At 58.9% G+C, this 20549-nt stretch carries 20 protein-coding genes; 7 read left to right on the top strand and 13 right to left on the bottom strand.

Features of this window, described 5'->3' with window-relative positions:
- The first annotated feature begins 19 nt into the window (after positions 1–19).
- Together EFQ99_RS03405 and EFQ99_RS03400 are read left to right on the top strand one after the other, a co-directional pair.
- The gene (locus tag EFQ99_RS03405; RefSeq protein ID WP_126919236.1) at positions 20–1495 is read left to right on the top strand and encodes a M81 family metallopeptidase; all 1476 of its coding nucleotides are present in this window, start codon (positions 20–22) and stop codon (positions 1493–1495) included.
- Positions 1496–2596: a D-TA family PLP-dependent enzyme gene (locus tag EFQ99_RS03400; RefSeq protein ID WP_126919235.1), complete on the top strand. Its 1101-nt coding sequence runs from the start codon at positions 1496–1498 to the stop codon at positions 2594–2596.
- Between the two features lie 79 nt (positions 2597–2675).
- Here the strand turns inward: EFQ99_RS03400 and EFQ99_RS03395 are convergent, their stop codons facing one another.
- A complete protein-coding gene (locus EFQ99_RS03395; RefSeq protein ID WP_126919234.1) occupies positions 2676–3179 on the bottom strand; it encodes a P-loop nucleotide/nucleoside kinase family protein in 504 nt (167 codons plus the stop codon).
- Positions 3180–3586: 407 nt separating this feature from the next.
- The gene (locus EFQ99_RS03390) at positions 3587–4027 is read right to left on the bottom strand and encodes a lipid-binding SYLF domain-containing protein (protein ID WP_126919233.1); all 441 of its coding nucleotides are present in this window, start codon (positions 4025–4027) and stop codon (positions 3587–3589) included.
- 55 nt (positions 4028–4082) lie between these two features.
- Here EFQ99_RS03390 and EFQ99_RS03385 point away from each other — a divergent pair, with 55 nt between their 5' ends.
- Both EFQ99_RS03385 and EFQ99_RS03380 read left to right on the top strand, forming a co-directional pair.
- The gene (locus EFQ99_RS03385; RefSeq protein ID WP_126919232.1) at positions 4083–4457 is read left to right on the top strand and encodes a hypothetical protein; all 375 of its coding nucleotides are present in this window, start codon (positions 4083–4085) and stop codon (positions 4455–4457) included.
- A gap of 1 nt (position 4458) precedes the next feature.
- Positions 4459–5085, top strand: coding sequence for a class I SAM-dependent methyltransferase (locus EFQ99_RS03380; RefSeq protein WP_126919231.1), 627 nt, complete (start codon positions 4459–4461; stop codon positions 5083–5085).
- A 238-nt stretch (positions 5086–5323) separates the two neighbouring features.
- Here the strand turns inward: EFQ99_RS03380 and EFQ99_RS03375 are convergent, their stop codons facing one another.
- From EFQ99_RS03375 to EFQ99_RS03355, 5 genes are all read right to left on the bottom strand, one after another.
- Positions 5324–6457: an ABC transporter ATP-binding protein gene (locus EFQ99_RS03375; protein ID WP_126919230.1), complete on the bottom strand. Its 1134-nt coding sequence runs from the start codon at positions 6455–6457 to the stop codon at positions 5324–5326.
- A gap of 92 nt (positions 6458–6549) precedes the next feature.
- Entirely contained in the window at positions 6550–7755 is a 1206-nt protein-coding gene (locus EFQ99_RS03370; protein WP_126919591.1) for an ABC transporter substrate-binding protein, read from the bottom strand.
- 73 nt (positions 7756–7828) lie between these two features.
- Positions 7829–8686 carry a carbohydrate ABC transporter permease gene (locus tag EFQ99_RS03365; protein ID WP_126919229.1) on the bottom strand — a complete coding sequence of 286 codons (858 nt, stop codon included), beginning with the start codon at positions 8684–8686 and terminating at the stop codon, positions 7829–7831.
- Positions 8683–9567 (bottom strand): carbohydrate ABC transporter permease, encoded by an 885-nt coding sequence (locus EFQ99_RS03360; protein WP_126919228.1) that lies wholly within the window; start codon positions 9565–9567, stop codon positions 8683–8685. The genes EFQ99_RS03365 and EFQ99_RS03360 overlap by 4 nt, the downstream gene beginning before the upstream one ends.
- Before the next feature lie 13 nt (positions 9568–9580).
- Complete coding sequence (locus EFQ99_RS03355; RefSeq protein ID WP_126919227.1) at positions 9581–10738, bottom strand: Gfo/Idh/MocA family protein; 1158 nt, start codon at positions 10736–10738, stop codon at positions 9581–9583.
- A 329-nt stretch (positions 10739–11067) separates the two neighbouring features.
- Between EFQ99_RS03355 and yghX the strand changes: the two genes are divergently transcribed.
- A complete protein-coding gene (gene yghX, locus EFQ99_RS03350) occupies positions 11068–11955 on the top strand; it encodes a YghX family hydrolase (RefSeq protein WP_126919226.1) in 888 nt (295 codons plus the stop codon).
- A gap of 63 nt (positions 11956–12018) precedes the next feature.
- Here yghX and EFQ99_RS03345 read toward each other — a convergent pair whose 3' ends face one another.
- Both EFQ99_RS03345 and EFQ99_RS03340 read right to left on the bottom strand, forming a co-directional pair.
- Positions 12019–12459 (bottom strand): DMT family transporter, encoded by a 441-nt coding sequence (locus tag EFQ99_RS03345; RefSeq protein ID WP_126919225.1) that lies wholly within the window; start codon positions 12457–12459, stop codon positions 12019–12021.
- Positions 12456–12941: a DMT family transporter gene (locus EFQ99_RS03340; protein WP_126919224.1), complete on the bottom strand. Its 486-nt coding sequence runs from the start codon at positions 12939–12941 to the stop codon at positions 12456–12458. The genes EFQ99_RS03345 and EFQ99_RS03340 overlap by 4 nt, the downstream gene beginning before the upstream one ends.
- Before the next feature lie 446 nt (positions 12942–13387).
- Here EFQ99_RS03340 and EFQ99_RS03330 point away from each other — a divergent pair, with 446 nt between their 5' ends.
- Entirely contained in the window at positions 13388–13606 is a 219-nt protein-coding gene (locus EFQ99_RS03330) for a hypothetical protein (RefSeq protein WP_126919222.1), read from the top strand.
- A 228-nt stretch (positions 13607–13834) separates the two neighbouring features.
- On the opposite strand, the gene EFQ99_RS03325 is transcribed toward EFQ99_RS03330, so the two are convergent.
- From EFQ99_RS03325 to EFQ99_RS03315, 3 genes are all read right to left on the bottom strand, one after another.
- Positions 13835–15829 (bottom strand): glycosyltransferase, encoded by a 1995-nt coding sequence (locus EFQ99_RS03325; protein WP_126919221.1) that lies wholly within the window; start codon positions 15827–15829, stop codon positions 13835–13837.
- Positions 15811–17043 (bottom strand): HlyD family secretion protein, encoded by a 1233-nt coding sequence (locus EFQ99_RS03320; RefSeq protein WP_126919220.1) that lies wholly within the window; start codon positions 17041–17043, stop codon positions 15811–15813. The genes EFQ99_RS03325 and EFQ99_RS03320 overlap by 19 nt, the downstream gene beginning before the upstream one ends.
- A 417-nt stretch (positions 17044–17460) precedes the next feature.
- Positions 17461–17661: a hypothetical protein gene (locus EFQ99_RS03315; RefSeq protein WP_126919219.1), complete on the bottom strand. Its 201-nt coding sequence runs from the start codon at positions 17659–17661 to the stop codon at positions 17461–17463.
- 642 nt (positions 17662–18303) lie between these two features.
- Between EFQ99_RS03315 and EFQ99_RS03310 the strand changes: the two genes are divergently transcribed.
- Positions 18304–19446 (top strand): helix-turn-helix domain-containing protein, encoded by a 1143-nt coding sequence (locus tag EFQ99_RS03310; RefSeq protein WP_126919218.1) that lies wholly within the window; start codon positions 18304–18306, stop codon positions 19444–19446.
- Positions 19447–19669: 223 nt separating this feature from the next.
- Here EFQ99_RS03310 and EFQ99_RS03305 read toward each other — a convergent pair whose 3' ends face one another.
- Entirely contained in the window at positions 19670–20491 is an 822-nt protein-coding gene (locus tag EFQ99_RS03305; RefSeq protein ID WP_126919217.1) for a bifunctional allantoicase/(S)-ureidoglycine aminohydrolase, read from the bottom strand.
- Positions 20492–20549 lie beyond the last annotated feature (58 nt).

Below are 20549 nucleotides of genomic sequence, written 5' to 3'. Positions count from 1 at the left end.
CAACACGAAGGCCACTTTCTTGCGCATTTTCACGGCAGCACTGGCGACCGAGACCAATACTTTTTCCCCGATCTGCGTGGATCGTCGCGCATTCGAAGCCTCGCTTTATGCCCCGCCCGGCCAGCATCCCGAAACGCCGACGCTCTGCACCGCGCCGATCACCGTCGGACGGCGCGTCACCAAGGAAAAGGGTTGGGAACTGATCGAGGGAACCGCCACCTGGGCCGACCCCGCGGGCCTCGTCAACCGGACGACCTACGAGGAATTGCGCGACGAAATCCTCGGCCAGCTCCGTGCGGCAATGCCGGTCGACGCCGTCGTCATGGGCCTGCACGGCGCCATGGTGGCAGCCGGATATGAGGATACGGAAGGCGACCTTCTCCAGCGCATCCGCGAGATCGTCGGGCCTGAGGTCCTTATTTGCGCCGAGCTCGATCCGCACAGCCACTTGACCGCAAAGCGTGTCGCAGCACTCGATTTCGCCGTCTATTTTAAGGAGTTTCCGCATACGGATTTCGTCGACCGCGCCGAGGACCTCTGGCGCATTGCTGTGGAAACACTGGAAGGCCGGGTCAAGCCTGATATGTCGGTGTTCGACTGCCGCATGATCGACGTCTTCCCGACATCGCGCGAGCCCATGCGCTCCTTCGTCGACAAGATCATGCAGATCGAAAAGAACGATCCTGACATCCTGTCGATCTCCGTGATCCACGGCTTCATGGTGGGTGACGTTCCCGAAATGGGGACGAAGCTGCTCGTCGTAACAGACAACAAGCCGGAAAAGGGCGCTGCTCTTGCACGCGAACTCGGCCTGGAGCTCTTTTCCAAGCGCGGCACCTTCATGGTCCCGCAAATCGACGAGAAGGAAGCCGTTTCGCGCGCGATCGCTGCCACCGCATGGCCCGTCGTCATCGCCGACGTCTGGGACAATCCGGGTGGCGGCACGGCGGGAGATGCGACCGTGCTCCTCGGCGAGCTCATGGCGCGCGGCGTCAGAAGTGCCGCGATCGGCACCATCTGGGATCCGGTGGCCGTGCAGATCTGTTTTGCGGCGGGCGAGGGGGCGGAAATTCCGCTGCGCTTCGGCGCCAAGTCGGCGCCCGGCACCGGCAATCCCGTCGACGGCACGGTCAAGGTCGTCAAGCTGGTTAGGAATGCCGAGATGCAGTTCGGCGAGAGCCTGGCGCCTTTCGGTGACGCCGCGCATATCGTGCTCAATGGCATCGATATCATCCTCAATTCGACACGTGCCCAGAGCTTTGATCCGAGCCTCTTTTCGGTGATGGGCATCGATCCCACGAAGCAGAAGATCCTTGTGATCAAATCTACCAACCACTTCTTCGCGTCCTTCTCGAAGATTGCGGCGGAAATCCTTTACTGCTCCGCGGGAACGCCGTATCCCAATAATCCGGCGACGACGGCTTACCGGCGGGCGCCAAGGACCATCTGGCCGATCGTGGCCGACCCACATGGGATAATACGCGGAGCCGCCTAAATGCATGATGTCAGCTTTGCCGTCGTCGCGAAGGCGGGTGACAGGATCGCCGATCTCTCGACACCGCGTCCTGTCATCGACGAAGACCGGCTGACTGCAAACATCAACCGCGTTCAGTCCTATATGGATCGGCACGGGCTGAACTTCCGCCCGCATATCAAGACACACAAGATTCCCGCGCTCGCCGTCGCGCAGGTCGCAGCCGGCGCCAAGGGCATCAATTGCCAGAAGGTGACGGAAGCCGAGGTCTTTGCCGAAGCCGGCTTCGGAGACATCCTCATCACCTTTAATATCCTCGGACAGCAGAAGCTCGAGCGCCTGGCCAAGCTGAATGAGAAGATTTCGGCCCTCAAGGTCGTTGCAGATAGCGAAGTGACTGTCGACGGGCTCGCCGCGCATTTTTCCGGACATAAGCCGCTGACGGTGCTTGTAGAATGCGATACCGGCGCCGGCCGCTGCGGCGTGCAGACGCCGGAGGAAGCAGCCTCGCTCGCCAAGCGCATCACTGCTGCCGACGGCCTGACCTTCGGCGGCATCGTGACCTATCCCAAGCCGCAATCGGCGGCCGCCGTGGAAGCCTTCATCGCCGAAACGGTGAGGCGCCTGCAATCGGAAGGCATAACCTGCCCGATCGTCAGCAATGGCGGAACACCAAGCCTTTTCGAGGCGCATCTCGTCAAGTCGGCCACGGAACACCGTGCCGGCACCTATATCTACAACGATCGCCAGATGGTGCGCATGGGCCATTGCACCGAGGACGATTGCGCCATGCATGTGCTGGCGACCGTCGTGTCGCGGCCGAACGCCGACCGCGCCGTCATCGATGCCGGATCGAAGGCACTGACCTCGGATCTCCAGGGCTTCAGCGATTACGGTCTGATCGTCGGTTATCCCGAGGCGCGCATCACCAGCCTCTCGGAAGAACACGGCGTGATCGACCTGTCGAACTGCACCGGCCCCCGGCCTAAGATCGGCGAGAAGCTCTTCATCATCCCGAACCACACCTGCGTGGTTTCCAATCTCTTCGACACGATGGTCTTCCATCGCAATGGGGTTGTCACCCGCGTGGAGGACGTCGCGGCCCGCGGTCTCGTCTGGTAGGAGCGGTTCCGATCGAGAGCGAAATCGGCCCTGATCGCCTAAGGCACCCAGACTGCGGATACCCCGACGCTGTGGTGCATCATGTAAGGGCGGTGATGGCTGGATGGGTTTGCCGATCGTAAAGCGCCAACTCCTCGGCAGTTGGCGGCTCGAACAGTTTCGACCACCTAAGCATGTCCGCCCGCGAGATGTCGAACGTGCCGACTGGAAGCTCGGCGTTTCGCCGCGAAACCCGGTCCCAAAGCTCATCAAAGGGAACGTCGAGGAAGCAGAGGACGACGTGAGCACCAGCTGCGCGAGCTTCGTCCCGACAGGCGTCCCGTTCTGCCCGTGACCACACGCCCCAATCCACGACAACGTTACACTGAAGCCCGATGGCACGCAGAGCGATCTGCCACTGGAGGCTCTCGACTCTACCTCGGCACGGGCCAGTTTCGGCTTCTGGAGTAGAGATGCCGGGGTAAAGCCTGTGCATCCAGTCGTCTCCGGTCAGGCGGAGGGCAGATGCTTCGTGTTCGATGATCTTGGCGAGCGACGTCTTGCCTGAACCGGGAAGACCGCAAGTGAGGTAGAGTGTGGGCATTGAAAATCTCTGATTTTGGCTTGGCAAGTGGAAGTGGCCCCGCGTGTCGTGCAGGACTGTGCGTCGCTCAATGCCGCTAGGCGCGGCCGATCAGAGGTGTGTTGCCATAGCCTATCTTGTAGAACCGGTCTGCTCGGGGGTCAACACGGAGCGCGTGGGTGAGCTCACAGGTGAGGTCGTCTAACCCGCTGGCTGCTTTGTGGTACCTCCAACAATAAGCTGACTGCCAGCTTCCACCCATCAAACACGTCGCTCAAGATATCCAGACGTTATCGAATGGAAATCGACTTCCGTCGCGAATGGGGCCGACAGTGGACCGACCGCTTCCTAGATGGTAGCGCTGAAAGCCGACCTTTGTATTCAGCCTCGTGTGCCGACCGAAGGCACGACGAACCGAGCGACGGCCCTTACTTCACCGTGATGGCAATGCCGCTGAGATCGGCGTTGACTTGCAGGCCTACCTGCTTGCCTGAGAGCTCGAGTTGGGCGCCCTTGTCATTGGTCATGACGATCACCTGCGCCCCTTTGCCGACCGCGCCGCCACCGCCCGCCGCACCGTAGACCCCCGCCACATCCCGGGCGCTGCGAATGTGGCGAACGGCACCATGGAAATAGGTCTTGGAAGCCCCGAAAGCGAGGCCGCCCGAGATGCCGCCGACAGAGATGGGATAGCGGCGACCATGGAAGGTCAGCGTGCCCTCGCCTCCAGAACCACCCACAAAGAAGGCAGCCTTGTAGACTGAGAAGCTGATCGTACCGCTGTCGGCATGCGCGGAGCCGGCAAAGCTGATTCCTGCTGCAGCGATAACCGCAGCAGCGACTGAACGAAATCTGGACGAAATCTTCATGATGCGAGTCTCCTCAAAATCGAGGCTTACCCAGCCAGGAGGGCACGTAAGCGTCATGCCAAAGTCACTGCTGAAACAGTCTCGCCCGTCATTAGTTCCAAGCACGCGGCCAGAATCCGGCTGCGAGAAGACAGCACAAAACGAGGCGGATGGCAAACATAGTCTCGGTGGCAGCCAACGCCCGGCTGACGTACAGCGCGGTCACAGGAGATATCTGCTTCCGGGCAACGTCAAGATCGACTTCTATGGCCGACATGGGGCGTTGCTGCCCGGCAGCATTGGCAATCGGTCGGTGGTGTCTCTGATCGCATTTCTGCTAAAGCTGGAAGCAAATCGCTCGCGATGTCACCAACTGCCGGAGTATCAAGGGCGCAACGGGCTGATGGGCATCTCGCTCATCGAGCCGCTTGTCCTGAAGGAGGAGCGCTAGGATGGGCACCGACCGGGATACTGTGCGGTCCTATGATACGGTCGCGGCTGACTACGCCGCAGAGGCCGCGGCGATGCCCGAATGGGTCGCGACAGAGATCGATGTGTTCGTGACCGAGCTGGGTGGCTCGGGCAGGGTGCTGGAGATCGGAAGCGGCGGCGGGCGCGATGCACTTGAGCTTGAGAAGCGGGGCATTAGCGTCCGGCGCACCGACATTTCGAAGGGTTTCGTCGAACTGCTTCGCGAGAATGGCTTCGAGGCCGACCTGTTGGACCCGCTGATCGAAGACTTGGCCGACCCGCAGCGTCCCGGCATGCCATACGACGGGATCTGGGCTTGTGCCTGCCTGATTCACGTCGCGCGCGAGGATTTCGGCACGGTGCTTGGAAAGCTTGCCAAGGCGACACGGACCGGTGGTCAACTGCACGCCTCGGTTAGAGAGGGCGACGGCGAGGATGTGTCCACACACGGCAGTCCTGCAGCGCCGCGGCGCTACGTCGAGACGTACTGGCGCGAGTCTGCCCTGCGGTCAGCACTCACAGACGCCGGCTGGATCGTCAGCGAGGTACGTCGGTGCGTCGGAAAGCCCCATGATCGGTGGCTGAGCGTTCGGGCGAGTCGGGCGTGACGCACACAGACCTGCGGGAATGGCCGGTTGTGACGCGACTATGAACTTTAGGTGGTCGCCGCAATGTCTGGCTGCGGGCGAAGACAAGATCGCGTCTATGGCCGATATGGGGCGCAAAGCAGCCATATTACAAAATGCCCGTAACGGACCGAACTCCTGCCGGCGGCAGCCGCAATAGGATGTCATTTCGCCCGGGAACCGACCCGTGGCAGGACGAACCGCCGATGCGGCCGCTATTTCAAGCCGCCGTCGGGTTGATCACGTTCATATCGATTTCCGTCAGTTCCACGCGTCGCTCGAAGGCAATGCCCGCCTCGTCGAAGAGGTGGCAGTCCGCGGCATTGATACCGGTCGCGACCGGCATGTCCGCGCGGATGCCGACGCTGCCGGGCAGCATGGCGCAGAAATTCTCACCCTCGCCGTTGAGCGATGCGTAGGCGACGGTGTTGGCTCCAAGGCGTTCGATGACCGTCGGCGTCACGGTAAAGACGATATCGCCGCCGCCGAGCTGGATATGCTCCGGACGGATGCCGAGCGTCAAAGCCTTCCCCACCATGCCCTCGCGCGGCGTCACCGGCAGAACCGCGGTCTGGCCCTGATAATCCACTTCGACGCCGTTGGCGCTGACGCCCTTGCAGGTTACGGGCAGGAAATTCATTTTCGGATTGCCGATGAAGCCTGCGACGAATTGGTTCGCAGGCTTGTGATAAAGCTCCAGCGGCGCACCCGTCTGGGAGATATTGCCGGCATCAAGCACAACGATGCGGTCGGCCATCGTCATGGCCTCGACCTGGTCATGCGTCACATAGATCATCGTCGCCTTCAACTGCCGGTGCAGCTTGGCGAGCTCGATGCGCATGTCGGCGCGCAGCGCCGCGTCGAGGTTGGAAAGTGGCTCGTCGAACAGGAATATCTTCGGCTCGCGCACGATGGCGCGGCCGATCGCGACACGCTGGCGCTGGCCGCCCGAAAGCATGCCGGGCTTCTGCTGCAGCCGCTGTTCGAGATGCAGGATGCGCGCCGCATTTTCGACCTTGGCCTTGAGCTTCGCCTCTTCCATCTTTTCGACGCGAAGCGGGAAGGCGATGTTCTCGAAAACAGTCATATGCGGGTAGAGCGCGTAGGACTGGAACACCATGGCGATGCCCCGTTTGACGGGCGGCAGGTCGTTGACCCTGACGCCATTGATGACGATGTCGCCCGCCGTCGTCGCATCGAGACCGGCGATCATGCGCAAGAGGGTGGACTTGCCGCAGCCAGACGGCCCGACGAAGACGACGAACTCGCCATTCCTCACTTCGAGCTGCACGCCCTTCAGGACTTCATAGTCGCCGTAGAACTTCTGAACTTTGTTGAGAAGAAGCTGTCCCAAAAATCTGTCTCCGCCGGCGGCCTTCGTCGCATATTCGATCAGGGGAGGGATCGCGGACTGTTGCCTCCGCGATCCCAAGAGGCTCAAGAAGCTTACTTGAACGCCTCGATTTCGCCAGCAGCCTTCTTGAGCGCGGCTTCCGGCTCGGCCTTGCCTGTTACCACCGACTGGATCATCTCGATCATCGAGTTCTGGAAGCCCTTATAGTCGGTGAAGAGCGGCTCGGGACCACCATAGCTGATGCCGTCGATCAACGGCTTCCAATAGGGGTCCTTGGCGACGAATTCGTCGACCTTTGCCGAAGGACGCAGCGGGGTGAGGCCTGCGCCGCCCTGCAGTTCGTATTCCGACTGAACCTCCGGCGAGGTGATGAACTTGGCAAATTCCGTCGCCTTGTCCTCGACCCCCGAACCCTTGAAGATCGCAAGGCTGTCGGTGATCAGCAGCGTGCCGGGACCCTTGGCGTCGGGACCGAGCGGCAGCGTTGCAATGCCCCAGGCAATCTTGGTCTCCTTCAGTCGGGAAGCGGCGCCCGAGCCTGCCTGGATCATGGCGACCTTGCCGTCGAGGAAGATGGCGCGGACTTCGTTCTGCTCATAGGCCGTCGGGCCTTCCTCGGAGTAGGGGACGATATCCTTATAGGCCTTCAGCGCAGCGAGAATCTGCGGGCTGTCGAGCGTGATCTTGCCTTCGGCGTCCGTCACCGAGGCATTGTTGGTGTAAACCCAATGCATGAACTGGTGCATCGTGTTGTCGAAGGTCTTGGCGGAAAGACCGAAGCCCGGAATACCGGTCTTTTCCTTGATGGTCTTGGCCATCTCGATTTCTTCAGCCCAGGTCTTCGGCGGCTTCTCGGGATCGAGGCCGGCCTGCTTGAAGAGGTCCTTGTTCCAGTAGAGCGCCTTGGTGGAGAAGGCGATAGGAACGCCCCACTGCGTGCCCTCGAAGGTCACGGTGTCGACGATGTGGGGATAATAGCTCTTCTTCTCGTCATCGGTCATCGGCACCTTAACGATGAGATCGTTCTGGGCGAATTCCTTCAACGTGCGCGATCCGACATAGGCCATCGCAACAGGCGTGCCGGCAGCGGCGAGCGTCGTTGCCTTGTCCTGGCACTGCGCCCAGCCGACGACTTCTGGCGTAACCTTCCAGCCTGCGTTCTTTTCTTCCCACTGCTTGATGTATTTGGTGTGGACCGGGTCGATCGTGTCGCCGCAATAGATCCAGCTGATTTCCTTGTCGGCCGCTTGGGCAGTGACCGCGGTCAGTGCCGTCGAACCAAGCAAAGCGAGCGCCATAAGGCCTGTCTTGATTGTTATGCTCACGTCGTGACTCCCATTCTTGTGTTAGCTGTTCACTCGTCTTTTGATCTTATTGTTTCACCGCACCGGCGGTCAGCCCGCCGACGAGATAACGCTGAAGGAAGAAGATGACGACCATTGCCGGCGCAATACCGACGAAGGAAGCCGCCATGAGTTCGTTCCAGATAACCTCCTGCTTGCCGAAGTAAGCAAAGAGCCCCACCGGCAAGGGCATGTATTCGGTCTTCGAGTTGAAGGTCAGCGCGAAGATGAATTGCTGTGCGTAAGCGCCGATGAAGGTGGTAATGGCGACGACGATAATCCCCGGCATCGCGATGGGCAGGATGACGCGCCGAAGCGTATAGAAATGGCTGGCGCCATCCATGTAGGCCGCTTCGTTGAGTTCCTGTGGAATGCGGATCATATAGGTTCGCAACAGCCAGATCGCCGACGGGATCAGGAACGCGACACCCGGCACGATCATGGCGAGATAGGTGTTGAGCACGCCCATGCTGCGCATCAGCCGGAAGAGCGGGATCAGAAGCACGGCGCCGGAGAACATGTTCACCGTCAGGAATGCGCCGAGCAGGATACCCATGCCCTTGAACTCGAACTTCGCGAAAGCGTAGGCCGCCGGAATGACGAGGCAGAGCACGATCACCGTGACGATGGTCGAGATGAAGAAGGAGTTGAAGATGTAGCGGCCAAAACCCGGCACGCTGATCCACATCGTCCGGTAGGCTTCGAGCGAGCCGTTCTCCGGCCAGAAGCGGTAGGGCGAGGAGAAGAGCTGGGCGAGCGGTTTCAGGGAAACCAGGAAACCTTCGACGAAAGGCGAGAGCACGAAGAAGAGAAACAGCGCGATGCCGCAATAGATCAGGACGATTTCCCACCAGCTGTAGCGATCAATCATGGGACGGCTGCTCATGCGCGCTTCTCCGGATTGAGGCGGCGGGTGACGCGGAAATAGGAAAAGCAGAAGAGCGACAGGAAGATGCAGATCAAGACCGCGCGTGCGGCGCCCTCACCGTATTTCTTCGAGCCGATCGCGGTCTGATAGGTATCGATGATCATCGTCGTCGTCTCGCCGCTCGGACCGCCCTGCGTCAGGATCCAGATGATATCGAAGGAATTGAAGGTGGCGATCAGCGAGAGCATCGACATGGTGATGATCGCCGGAACCATCAGCGGCAGCGTGATGCGGCGGAAGCGGTACCAGCGGCCGGCGCCGTCGGTCCAGGCGGCCTCGTAGAGATCCTTCGGAATGGATTGGATCGCCGCCAGGAAGTAGATCGTCACCAGCGGCACGCCGATCCAGACATCGGTGACGATCGTTGCCCAGAAGGCGGTGCTTCCGTAGGCGAGGAAGGCGACCGGACCGTCGACGAGACCGAGGCGCTGCAATATCCCCGATATCATCCCGAACTGGCCATTATACATCCAGCCCCACATGAAGATGCCGATCGCCATCGGCACGATCCATGGCGGCATGGTCAGGAGCCGGAACAGGGAGCGGCCGGGCACGGCGGCATTCAGCATGGTTGCGCCGAACGTACCGATCACCATTTTCAGAGCGACGGAGAAGAACGTCCAGATGAAGGTGCGGATGATGACCTCCGCAAACCGTTCATTGAAGATCTTCTCGTAGTTGATCCAGCCGACCCATTCCGTGGTCTTCTTCAGCGACGCATCGGTGAAGGAGAGTATGAACGTATCGACCAGCGGATAAGCGACAATCGCGAGAACATAGATAACTGCCGGAAGAAGAAGGATCCAGGCGAAGATGACCGTGCTTCTTTGAACACCCATCTTGCCGCTCTCCTCAAGCCGCTTTTGCGTGGAGGGCTTCGTCGAAGCGATCCCAGACGGGGCGCAGGTCGACGACCGTTTTCTTCATCCTTGCTTCGTCCATGGCCAAGGCGAGAATGCCGGCTTCGAGCGCGTTCAGCGTGGAGACGGGAAGTTCGAGCCCGGTGCGCACACTTTCGAGCAGGTCGCTCGCCATCTGTTCATCGGCGCCGTAGTGCTGGGAGAGCTCCGTGGCGGCGTATATGTTCTCGACCACCTTGTTGCCGGTCAGCTGTTCGTGCACGTTGAGGTAGCCACGAACGAAATCGCCTTCGGCCATGCCGCGCGAACCCATGATGGCGAAACGACGGAACTGGTCGGGCACATTGAGATTGGTGTGGAAGTTCATGCCGACGCCATTGGCATATTCAACGATCGCCACCTGATAGTCGATGATATCGGCATCGCTGTCGAAGACCTTGTCCGAGCCCATCCATCCGCTCGGCTTACGATGGAACATCTCGAGATCGTTGATGCCTTCGCGCGCCGGGTCATTGGCCGGGATAAAGCTCTTGCGGCCGCCGAAACTGGCGACGCGCTCCGGCCGCGCGCCGACGACACCATTATAAAGGTCGAGATCGTGGCAGCATTTCTCCAGCATGAAGCTGCCGGAATAGCGCTCGTAACGACGCCAGTCGCGCATGAAGAAGGCGCCGTGATAGGGCTCGATATGTTCGGAAGCTTCGATCGACACGATCTGACCCAGCTTGCCCTCGGCCTGAATGGCACGCAAATCCCGGTAAAGAGGGGAATAACGCAGCACCAGACCGACCATCAGTCGCTCATGGCCGAACTTCGCCATCAGATGAGCAAGCTCGATGCTTTCGGCGATCGTGGTGACGATCGGCTTTTCGCAGAAGACCTTGAGACCAGCCTGAAGCCCGAGCCTGATATGGTCGAGATGCATGTGATTGGGAGAGCCGATCATCAGGAGATCGAGCTTTTCGGAGGCAAGAAGCTCTTCCGGCGAACCATAGGCCTTGCCGACCGAAATTCCCTTTTCCGTCAATCCGGGAAGCCCCGCGGGATCCGGGTCCACATAGCCTACAATGTCGAAACTGCTGTCGATCGCCTTGAAGACATAGCCGAGATAACCGAGCCGGAATCCTAGCCCTATGATTCCCACTTTCATGCCGATCAGGTTCCCATTTAAGTAATTTATTTTCTTTAAGTTGGGACAAAAAACGAGGGGCGTCAATAGAAAACGGGCCACAAAGCATGAGTATGAAATTAATTTTCATAGATCGGTAGGCGGCTGTCGATTCCGCGTCGCGAACGGCCGATTGCGGCGGCAAATCGAAATGAGCGGGCGTCGAAGCCAGGATTCGACGGATGCCGGCATCTCTCGCCACAGGCTGTGATCGCGCCGGCAGGCTCACGCAAAACTCGCGAAATGTTGAAAAGAGTCGCGAGCTTACGTGTGTAGGATGGCACGAGAACCCGAGGCAAGGAGGAGCCATCATGACCCGTATGACAGCCAAGGATTTCCCTCAGGAACTTCTCGAACTCTATGATTATTACGCGCATGGGAAAATCACCAAGCGCGAGTTTCTCGACCGGGCCGGCAAATTCGCCGTCGGCGGGGTGACGGCGGCCGCCATTCTTGCGTCGCTCAGCCCCGACTATGCGCTGGCGACCCAGGTCGAGTTCACCGATCCCGATATATCAGCCGAATACATCACTTATCCCTCGCCGAAAGGAAATGGAGATGTGCGCGGCTATCTCGTCCGCCCCGCGAAAGCCGCCGGCAAGGTTGCGGCCGTGGTGGTCGTTCACGAAAACAGGGGCCTCAATCCCTATATCGAAGACGTGGCGCGGCGCGTGGCGAAGGCAGGCTTCATTGCGCTTGCGCCCGACGGTCTCACGTCGGTCGGAGGCTATCCGGGCAATGACGAAAAGGGGCGGGACCTCCAGCAGAAGGTCGACCCGGAAAAGCTGATGAACGACTTCTTCGCGGCGGTCGAGTTCCTGATGCACAGCGACCTCACCACCGGCAAGGTCGGCATCACCGGCTTCTGCTACGGCGGCGGCGTCGCCAATGCCGCGGCGGTCGCCTATCCCGAGCTTGCCGCCGCCGTGCCTTTCTACGGCAGGCAACCGCGCGCCGAGGATGTGCCGAAGATCAAAGCGCCGCTTCTCCTCCACTATGCCGGGCTGGACAAGGGGATCAACGAAGGCTGGCCGGCCTATGAGGCCGCGCTGAAAGCGTCCGGGAAAACCTACGAGGCCTATATCTACCCCGACGTCAATCACGGCTTCCACAACGATTCCACGCCGCGCTATGACGAAGCGGCGGCCAAGCTCGCCTGGCAGCGAACGGTCGACTGGTTCACGAAATACCTGGCCTGAGAAGGCCGTGGCTGAAGATCACACGGCGGGAAGGGGTTCCCGCCGCTCGGAAACCTGGCGTGGCTATTGCGAACCGGCGACCTTGCGTCTTCCCCGACTGACCACCATGCCGCCGACGATAAGACCAATGCCGGCCGCGTTCGCCCAGAACGATGCTGGGACGGCGCGCGCATAGTCAAACGCCACCGACGTTACCATCTGCCCGCCGATGATCAGCAGAGCCGAATTGACCGCCCCTATTCGCGCAATCGCCCAGCTGCCGGCTGCCACGAAGATAACGCCGATGGGACCGCCCAAATAGATATACCAGGGCGCCTCGGTGGCGCCGACAGGAAGCAGGCCTCCGACGAAGAGGCCGAGGCAGCTAAGGACGACAAAACCTACGGCGTGATTCCAGAAAGATGCGATCAGCGGCGTCGTGGAGATGCTCAACCGTCCATTGAGCTGACGGCTGAGACCGACGAGCATGCCGCCCAGGCCAGCGAGAAGAATGAAAACCGTCATGCCGCACCTCGCCCGAACAGGATGATGAGCGCAGCCCCCGTGACGACCAAGCCCAGCGCAGTGACGTCTCGTGTATCGGGACGCCGCTTTTGCAGGCCGAACAGTCCCCAACTGTCGGCCGCGACGCTGAAAGCGACCTGGCCGGCCAACCCCAAAGCCAAAGTGCCGGAGAGCCCGAGCGGTGAATTGACCGCAGTCGAGGTCAGAATGACTGTTGCGGCGCCGGATACTCCCCCAAAGTAGGCCCACCAAGGGGCGCCGGGGAGCTTTCCCGTCGTCAGAACGCGCCGGCGGCGGACAATCAAGAGAAGAATGATAGCTGCGATGATGCCTGTGCCGTGAGCGGTCCATGACGAGAAGAGGGGATTTCCATAACGCGCCAACTCCCCGTTGAGGTGCACCATGAACGTCAGGAGCCCACCCGTGGCAAAAGCTCCGGCAAAGTAGATCGGATGCGGATTTCGTGCTCTTTCGATGGTCATTGGAGATCCTGCTAAAGAATCGCTTTGCGACGGGTATTATTGCCACTAAGGCCATTCATCGGCATTTTCAGCAAGATAATGACCGTCATCCGTCTGCCTGTTGTCGGCGCTTGGCGTCCCGCGTCGCCAAGCAGGGGACCGTCGGCGACCACAAGAAAATACCGCCGGCCATCATCATCAGGGTGTTTCATCTGCGATACAGGCCGCATCATCGATTACCACAAGTCGCTTCCGCTTTTGGCAATTGTGCGGTAGCCTGTCTTTTTGTTCACATCGAGCGAAGTTTTTTCGCTGCGATCCCAAAGACGCCAAGGACGGCGAAGTTTCGACCGTCCAGAGTCTCGGAACAGTTTCCGTCAGCCGTGATACGGCAATAATGCGATGTGAACGGAACAATGATGCCTGCACTTGGGTTTCGAACCTTAGCGTTCAAAAGGAGGAGCATTATGCCTACGGTTGCTGCGACACCCATCACTCCGCCCGATCAGCATGTCGTCACCGCCCGCGAGGCCATCGAACCGCTTTACGAAAAGCTCGAGCTTCAAACGGAGTCGCTTGTTCTCTCCGCAGCGCTGGAAGCAGGATGGTCTCCGGACGAGGCAACCGAAGCGCTGGCGGCGCTCAGACTGCAGGACGCACTTTCCATCCTCGGACCAACGGTCTAGCCGATCCTTTCGAGAACAAATCGACGAGATTCGACAAATTCGAGAGATCCGGCGGCAGTATCTTAAGATCGCGGTGCGGTGCGTCGATCTGCTCGTGTGCGGACGATCAATCCCGGTCGTGGGATCCGACCAATGGAATTCCCATCGACCGGTCAACGCCCCTTGTCTGAGAGCGATCAATCCAGGCCAACTTCGTCAAAGACGCGACAAACGCTCTTGTCCGCCGGGCTACAACGTGCGTGTTCGCCCGAAAGACCGCAACAACAGATTGAGAGAGACGGCAACCTTGTCGATGTCGCGAATGTCCCGCGAATATTGACCGGTGTAGAGTTTCACAATCATGCTGTCGCGAGCTGAGCCACTGAGTTCGAAATACAGGTGCAAGTAGTAGTCTTCGTTGTCGCCGCCGCGACTTATACTCCTTCGTCGTTGAGTGACCTGTCCGAGCTCTGCTTCAAAGGGGGCGAAACCGGCGAGTTTGAGCATGACCGATTTGGATTGAAATCGGGCCATGTTGGGGACTGCAACGACTGCCTTATCCAACGCCAAACTGACGACTTGGCCGGGGACATCGTTTACAACAGCGGGCTCATCGAGCTTGAACGCATGAAACAGACGCCGGGGTTTCTCAAAGCAGATGAGTGATGCGATGAGCAGGACGACGATATTGATACCTGACCACCAGGCCGCGACCGGTGAAAACTGGCCTTGTACATGCGACGTTTCCGGTACGACGTTGACCAGCAGACCAAGGACGGTGATCGCGATCACGCTTGCGATCCAGGCGAGGCTGTAGCGGTCGAACTGGTTCGACTCGTTTCCGCTGCCCTTCGGAGTCACCTTGAACGGCTTGCCGAATGGTCTCACGAGGCTGGAGACCACGGTCGGCAACATGCGGAATGTCGCAAAGGTCCCGACGGCGCTGGAAACCACAGGCAGATAGCGCGTCGGCGTGATCCATAGCATAAGCAGAAAATATGCCGCCAACAGCGGCACCTGATGAGACACATAATCGGCTATATCAGTGAAATAGAGCGGGAGCAGGCCGAACCAGAGATAGACGATGGGGACGAGCAATATCATGAAGCGGACCAGATACTGCACCAGCCAGGACGCTGGCAGGAACATGATCCGTTGAAAGAGCGTCAATCCGGGGCCGCGCAGCGGGCCATTATACAGGTAAAGGGTTTGAATACCTCCCTGACACCACCGTTCGCGCTGCACAAAATAACCAGTCAGGTTTTCGGCGGCCAGTCCCATCGATAGCCGCTCGTTCAGGTAGCGGGTCTTGTAGCCTTTGTTGAGCATCGAAAGAGTTGTCAGCAGGTCTTCTGTGATCGACTCCGTCGGAAAACCGCCTATTGCGTCGACGGACTTGCGGCGGGCAATCGAGCATGACCCGCAGCAGAAACCGACGTCCCAGGCGTCTCGGCTGGGCGCGATCTCGTCGAAGAACAAGCGCTGCTCGTCCGGCCAGATATTCTCCAAGCCCAGGTTTGATTGCACCGGATCGACATTGAAGAAATGTTGAGGTGTCTGGACGATGCCGATGCTTTCGTCGGAAAAGAAGGGCAGCGTTCGGCGAAGGAAGTGTCGATAGGGAACAAAATCGGCATCGAAGACCGCAATAAACTCGCCCGAGCTGACCTTCAGCCCATTGTTCATATTGCCCGCTTTGGCGTGTTTGTTGTCGCCGCGTGTGACGTGGATGGCGTTCTTTTCTTCGCAATAGGCCTTCAGCCAATCCCGGCGTTGATCGTCAAGCACATACACATTCAATTTATCGGGAGGATAATCCAACGAGCGGGCGCCGATGATGGTTCGCTCGAGCACGTCGAGCGGCTCGTTATAGGTGGGAATGAAAATATCGACAGTCGGCAACTCATGCGGCTCTCGCGCAAAGAACACGCGCGCCAGCCTGTCCGCTTCCGCGCTCCGGTCGACGTAGCGGCTCATCAATACGAGAAAAAGGATGACTTCGACGCACGCCAGAATCTCGACGGCGAAGAGGGTCCAGACCCAGTAGAAACTCGCACCGTCGTTGGGATAGGGAAGCACTGTCTCCGTCAAGCGCCAGAACATGTATCGCAATGCGACTGCTGCGACAAACGCGCAGGTCACCGCCCGTGTCCAGGTGTGATGGCGCGACCAATTGAACGGCCCCAGGAAAAAGAAGGCCAAAACGAGAAAGGTCGGAACCAGCGTTAAAAGATACTGAACCACAGGCTTTTGACCCAGTTGGACACGTCGATGCCGTGCTTGGAAAACCGTACCTGCACTGTGCGCCCCACTTGGCAGGAGTTCGCAAAGTCGTTGTTCATGAAGGATGGATCAAGGCGAACCCGAATGTGGGCATTGCGCTGGGTCGATGGCGGCAAACTGGCGGCAAAGGAATCGGTCTCGACCGAAGCCGAACTGCCCCTGACAGCAATGACCGTGCCCTTGAAGACATCGCTGCGACCGAACAAGCGCACCTGCGCGACAAGTCCCGGATAGATCTCGTCATAATTGACCTCAGGAACAAGGATATCCACAAACAGCTCTCGACAGTCGAGGAGGCGCATCAGCTCGTCATTCAGCACGACGTTGGAACCGCTGACGATACTCCTCGTCCAAACAACGCCGTCGAAGGGCGCTATCGCGGTTGCGGATTCAAGGCTGCTGACGCGGTCTGCCTCCTTGACCAGCTGCTTTTGAACTTCGGTGGCCCGTGTCTCATTTTCCGCTATGCGCGAGTTCAAGTCGTTGATGCGAACGACTACCTCGTCCTCGCGCTGTCGCGAATAGGGCACGTCATTCTGACCGTCGCCGAAAACAAAGATACCTTTGCGGACCGCATCGAGCCTTTGTTGTAATTGATCGACCGTCATATTGCTGATTTTGACCTCACCGTCGGTCGCCGCTCCGGCGGCACGCGCGGCCTCAACCAGCTTCTGCGTCAGAATGCCTTTTGACTCGAGCTCCATCCGGCGGTTCAGGTCGACCTGCGCGACCAGATCCTGAGCTTGCGACACTTCGACTTTTTTCCGCAGGATTTCGACTTCGCGTTCGAGATTGGCAATGGTGGTCTGCTTGTAGACTTCCAATCTGGCAGACAATTCCTCGCGAAGCGCGGAGAGCTCCTCGCGTTCCTTTTTAAGCGCCGCGACGCGGTCGAGCGCCGTGTTGCGATCTGCCTCGAGCGAAGCGAGGATTGCGCGATTGACGCGCGTATTTCTGATTTCTGCGAGGGATTGTCCCGCTTTGACCGGGCTGCCGACCTTGAGGGGGTCGTCCGCAATCGTGCCGTCGATTGGGGCATTCACGACCGCAAACCGTGCATTGACCGTGCCATCAAGGCTCGTAAAGCCGGTAATCGTCGGCAATGAGACGACACTCACGATTGCCAGCAGCAGCAGGCCGACAACAATGCGTGTGATGCGATGGTTCCAGATCATGTTGGCATCCGAAGGTATCGCTTCTGCAGCCATCCGTCCCTATCAAGCTGATACAAACGGATGCAACCAGTTCTTGCATAATTTAGCGCATTGAAATTTAGCAGACAAGGGACGGTCGTACCTGCGACCGAAACAATTCGGCTCCGGATGAAATGCCGCCGACGGAGGTGTGGCCGTATCGATGCGGTGCAGGCAATATGGTCAGGCCATCTGCGGCGCATCGACTGACGTGGTGGGGTGATGGGGTATGTATGGGGTGAGGAAATCGCTGCGCCGCGCCTGGTAATGCCGCCATCTCATTGAGACAGAAGCAGCCTACTTCCACGCGATCTTTTTCTAGAGCGGTTCAGCTTTTCCCGGAAGCACAGAACCGCTCTCATCTTCTGTATTTGCGCAATTCCAGACGCCTGGATTGCTCTAATTCGGTCGAAGCTTTTTGGTCGCGATCAGCATCACGAGATCTTCGGAGGCATCTGCGAGCGCCAGTGCCAGTTCCGCAGCCTCCCATCCACGTTTCTGCAAACTGACGAGCATTTCAACCATCGCGACTTCGACTTCTTGTCTGCAGCTCGAAATCGGCCTCAATTCGATAACGTTCTCATCACATGCGGTAGTCATCTTAGCCTCCGTTCTGCCATATGAAAGGCAGCGTCACAAATTCGACAATGGGTGGATATGATAGGGGTTGCGTGCAGGCCTCGGTCATTACGCATCGACACAGATCGCCTCGGCTGCGCGCAACCCCTTGCGCGCCATTATTTGCCGATCTCCGGCCTCAGGAGCGTCTCGCATGAATTTTCACGACACACGGCAAGCATTTCTCCTGATGCCCGAGGGTCGCGTGCAGAATAATTTCCGTTGAAAGCCGCGCCTGCGCAAAGCGCGCACGAATACTTCTCCGATAGTTCACGACCTATCCTCCTCTGTTTTCATGTTTTGCTTTGAATAAGTGTCGTTTTACGGTGCCGGCGCTACGAAACCACATTGCACCGAGAAGTGAGGATTTTGGAATTTCCGAACTTCCTCAGGAGTTAACCATTGCTCATTTAAATATATGAACAGGACGCAATTGTCGTTATCGCCGCATCCTGAAAATTATCGGTCCGTCCATTTCTGCTCGTCAGAGAATATGATAGGTAGCTTATGCACGTAGAGCTTTAGCCAATTCGGCTTTGTCGGATGGCTGTGCGGTTCAGCCGCGAAAACGATTGTTTGCTTCAGTTTCAACGGCCCGGATCGGCTTATGCGCTGGAGGATTGGATGGTTGCGGATTCTGGAGATGACCCCGCTGCGGGAAAGCAATGGCCGGCTCACCTGGAGCGGCGGCGCTGGCCGCGCGAACCGTCCCCCGAGAAGGAACATCGGGTAGACGTTCCACCGGCACTGGCGCCCTTGCGATTTTCGACGCACGACCTGCCACCGAAAGAACAGTTCCAGTCCTGGCGATCACATATGGCCCCGCTTGTGGATGTTCATCTGCCGGATGGAAAATCAGAGGGCGACGGTTTTCTTGCGGAACAGACCGGCTGGCAACTCGGCGAGATCCTCATCGTTCAGCAGCGCGCGCAGGCATGCAGCTATATTCGCGATCAGGCAATGCTGCGATCGAGCCCAATCGATCACTGGAACGTCGGCGTCCTGCGCAGCGGCCGCGCCTGGACCGAGGCCAATCGGCATGTAACGGCGACCCGCCCGGGTGAGATATTTTTCAGGTCTCTTGGTTATCCTTACCGCGGGCGGATGACCGATTCAGTCGCTGTGCTCGTCTTCCTGCCATATGAACTGCTGATCCGTGATGCGAGTCTTCTGCAGAACGCCAACAATATCGCCCTGTCCGGTAGCCTGGCTGAATTGCTCGTCAGCTATATCAACGGCCTGGAAGCGAACCTGGGCAATTTGACGATGGAGGAGGTGCCGCGGATCATACGGACGATCGGCGATATGGTCGTTGCATGCGCTGCATCGTCCACAAGTTTAGATCGTGGTCAGGAACAGACCAATATGGGGCTTATGGAGCGGGCGCATCGCTATATTCACCTCAATCTTCATTCAGATAGCTTGACGCCTGACGTCATGGGCCGTGCGCTGGGCATCTCGCGGACGCGGCTGTACCAATTGTTCGAAACGAGCGGGGGCGTGTTCAATTACATTCGCAAACATCGATTGCTGCAGGCATATGCAGATCTTACTAACCCGACCGACAACAGGCCGATCTCGGAGATTGCCGAGGCCGCCGGCTTCGACGTTGCAGCCAATTTCACACGCGCGTTCAGCCATGAATTCGGGCTCAGCCCGCGTGAAGTCCGAAAGACAATAGCAGCTGAGCGTCCGGCCATCCCCACAACACGTTCCGTGCGACGTTTTGGGACAACGATTGGCGATTGGCTGACGCTCGCACGTTGATGTGGGAAAGCACCAAAAGCCATTGATATGGCCGCATATTTTTCAAAGAATTATACAGCAGCGTTTGCTTGAGACTTTCAAGTTCCATAAGATAGATTACGCCACTTTGTCATTTTATAACATTACGCATCGAGTAGAGCCGATAAGCGATCGAGGAACCGGCAACCATACCAAGGAACGCGCAAAGCCCCTTGCGCCGAGGCTAATACAGGCGGCGCCAACCCTACCAGAGCGTCATATGGCGGTTGACATCCTTGTAGAGCAGATAGCGGAACCGGCCTGGCCCGCCGGCGTAGCATGCCTGCGGGCAGAAGGCGCGCAGCCACATGAAGTCGCCGGCCTCGACCTCGACCCAATCCTCGTTCAGGCGATAGACCGCCTTGCCTTCCAGCACATAGAGACCATGCTCCATGACATGGGTTTCCATGAAGGGGATTACGGCGCCCGGCTCCAGGGTCACGATAGTGACATGCATGTCGTAGCGGACGTCAGCAGGATCGATGAACCGCGTCGTTCCCCAGCGCCCGTCCGTGTCCGGCATCGCCGCAACGGGATGCTCATCCTCATGCGTGAAGATCGCCGGCGGCGGCTCCAACCCCTCGACCTCCTGAAACGCCTTGCGGATCCAGTGGAATATCGCCGGGGCCGAACCGTCGTTTTTCAGGCGCCAGGCCGAACCCGCCGGAAGGTAGGCGAAGGAGCCGGCGCGCAGCGTGTGGCTGACGCCGTCGAGTTCCACCGTCATGCCGCCTTCGACGACGAACAGCACCGCTTCGGCTCGCTTGTCCGGCTCCGGCCGGTCGCTTCCGCCGCCCGGCTGAACTTCCATCACATATTGCGAGAAGGTCTCGGAGAAGCCGGAGAGCGGGCGGGAGAGAACCCATGCCCGCGTTCCCGTCCAGTGAGGAAGAACGCTGCTGACGATATCGGTAAGGACGCTGCGCGGGATGACCGCATAGGCCGTGGTGAAAACGGCCTTGCTTGAAAGCAGCTGGGTCTGCGGCGGCAATCCGCCGAGCTTCGAATAGTAATCGCGGTTGTTCATCGGTGCAGATTTCCAAGCATTGGTTATGCATCTGCTTTATGCGCGGCCGATCCGTTAG

Origin of the sequence: Rhizobium vallis, from assembly GCF_003985155.1 — a bacterium.
Classification (GTDB): Bacteria; Pseudomonadota; Alphaproteobacteria; order Rhizobiales; family Rhizobiaceae; genus Rhizobium; species Rhizobium vallis.
The sequence above is the reverse complement of the archived record's forward strand: the minus strand, read 5'-3'. Positions and strand labels throughout refer to the sequence as shown.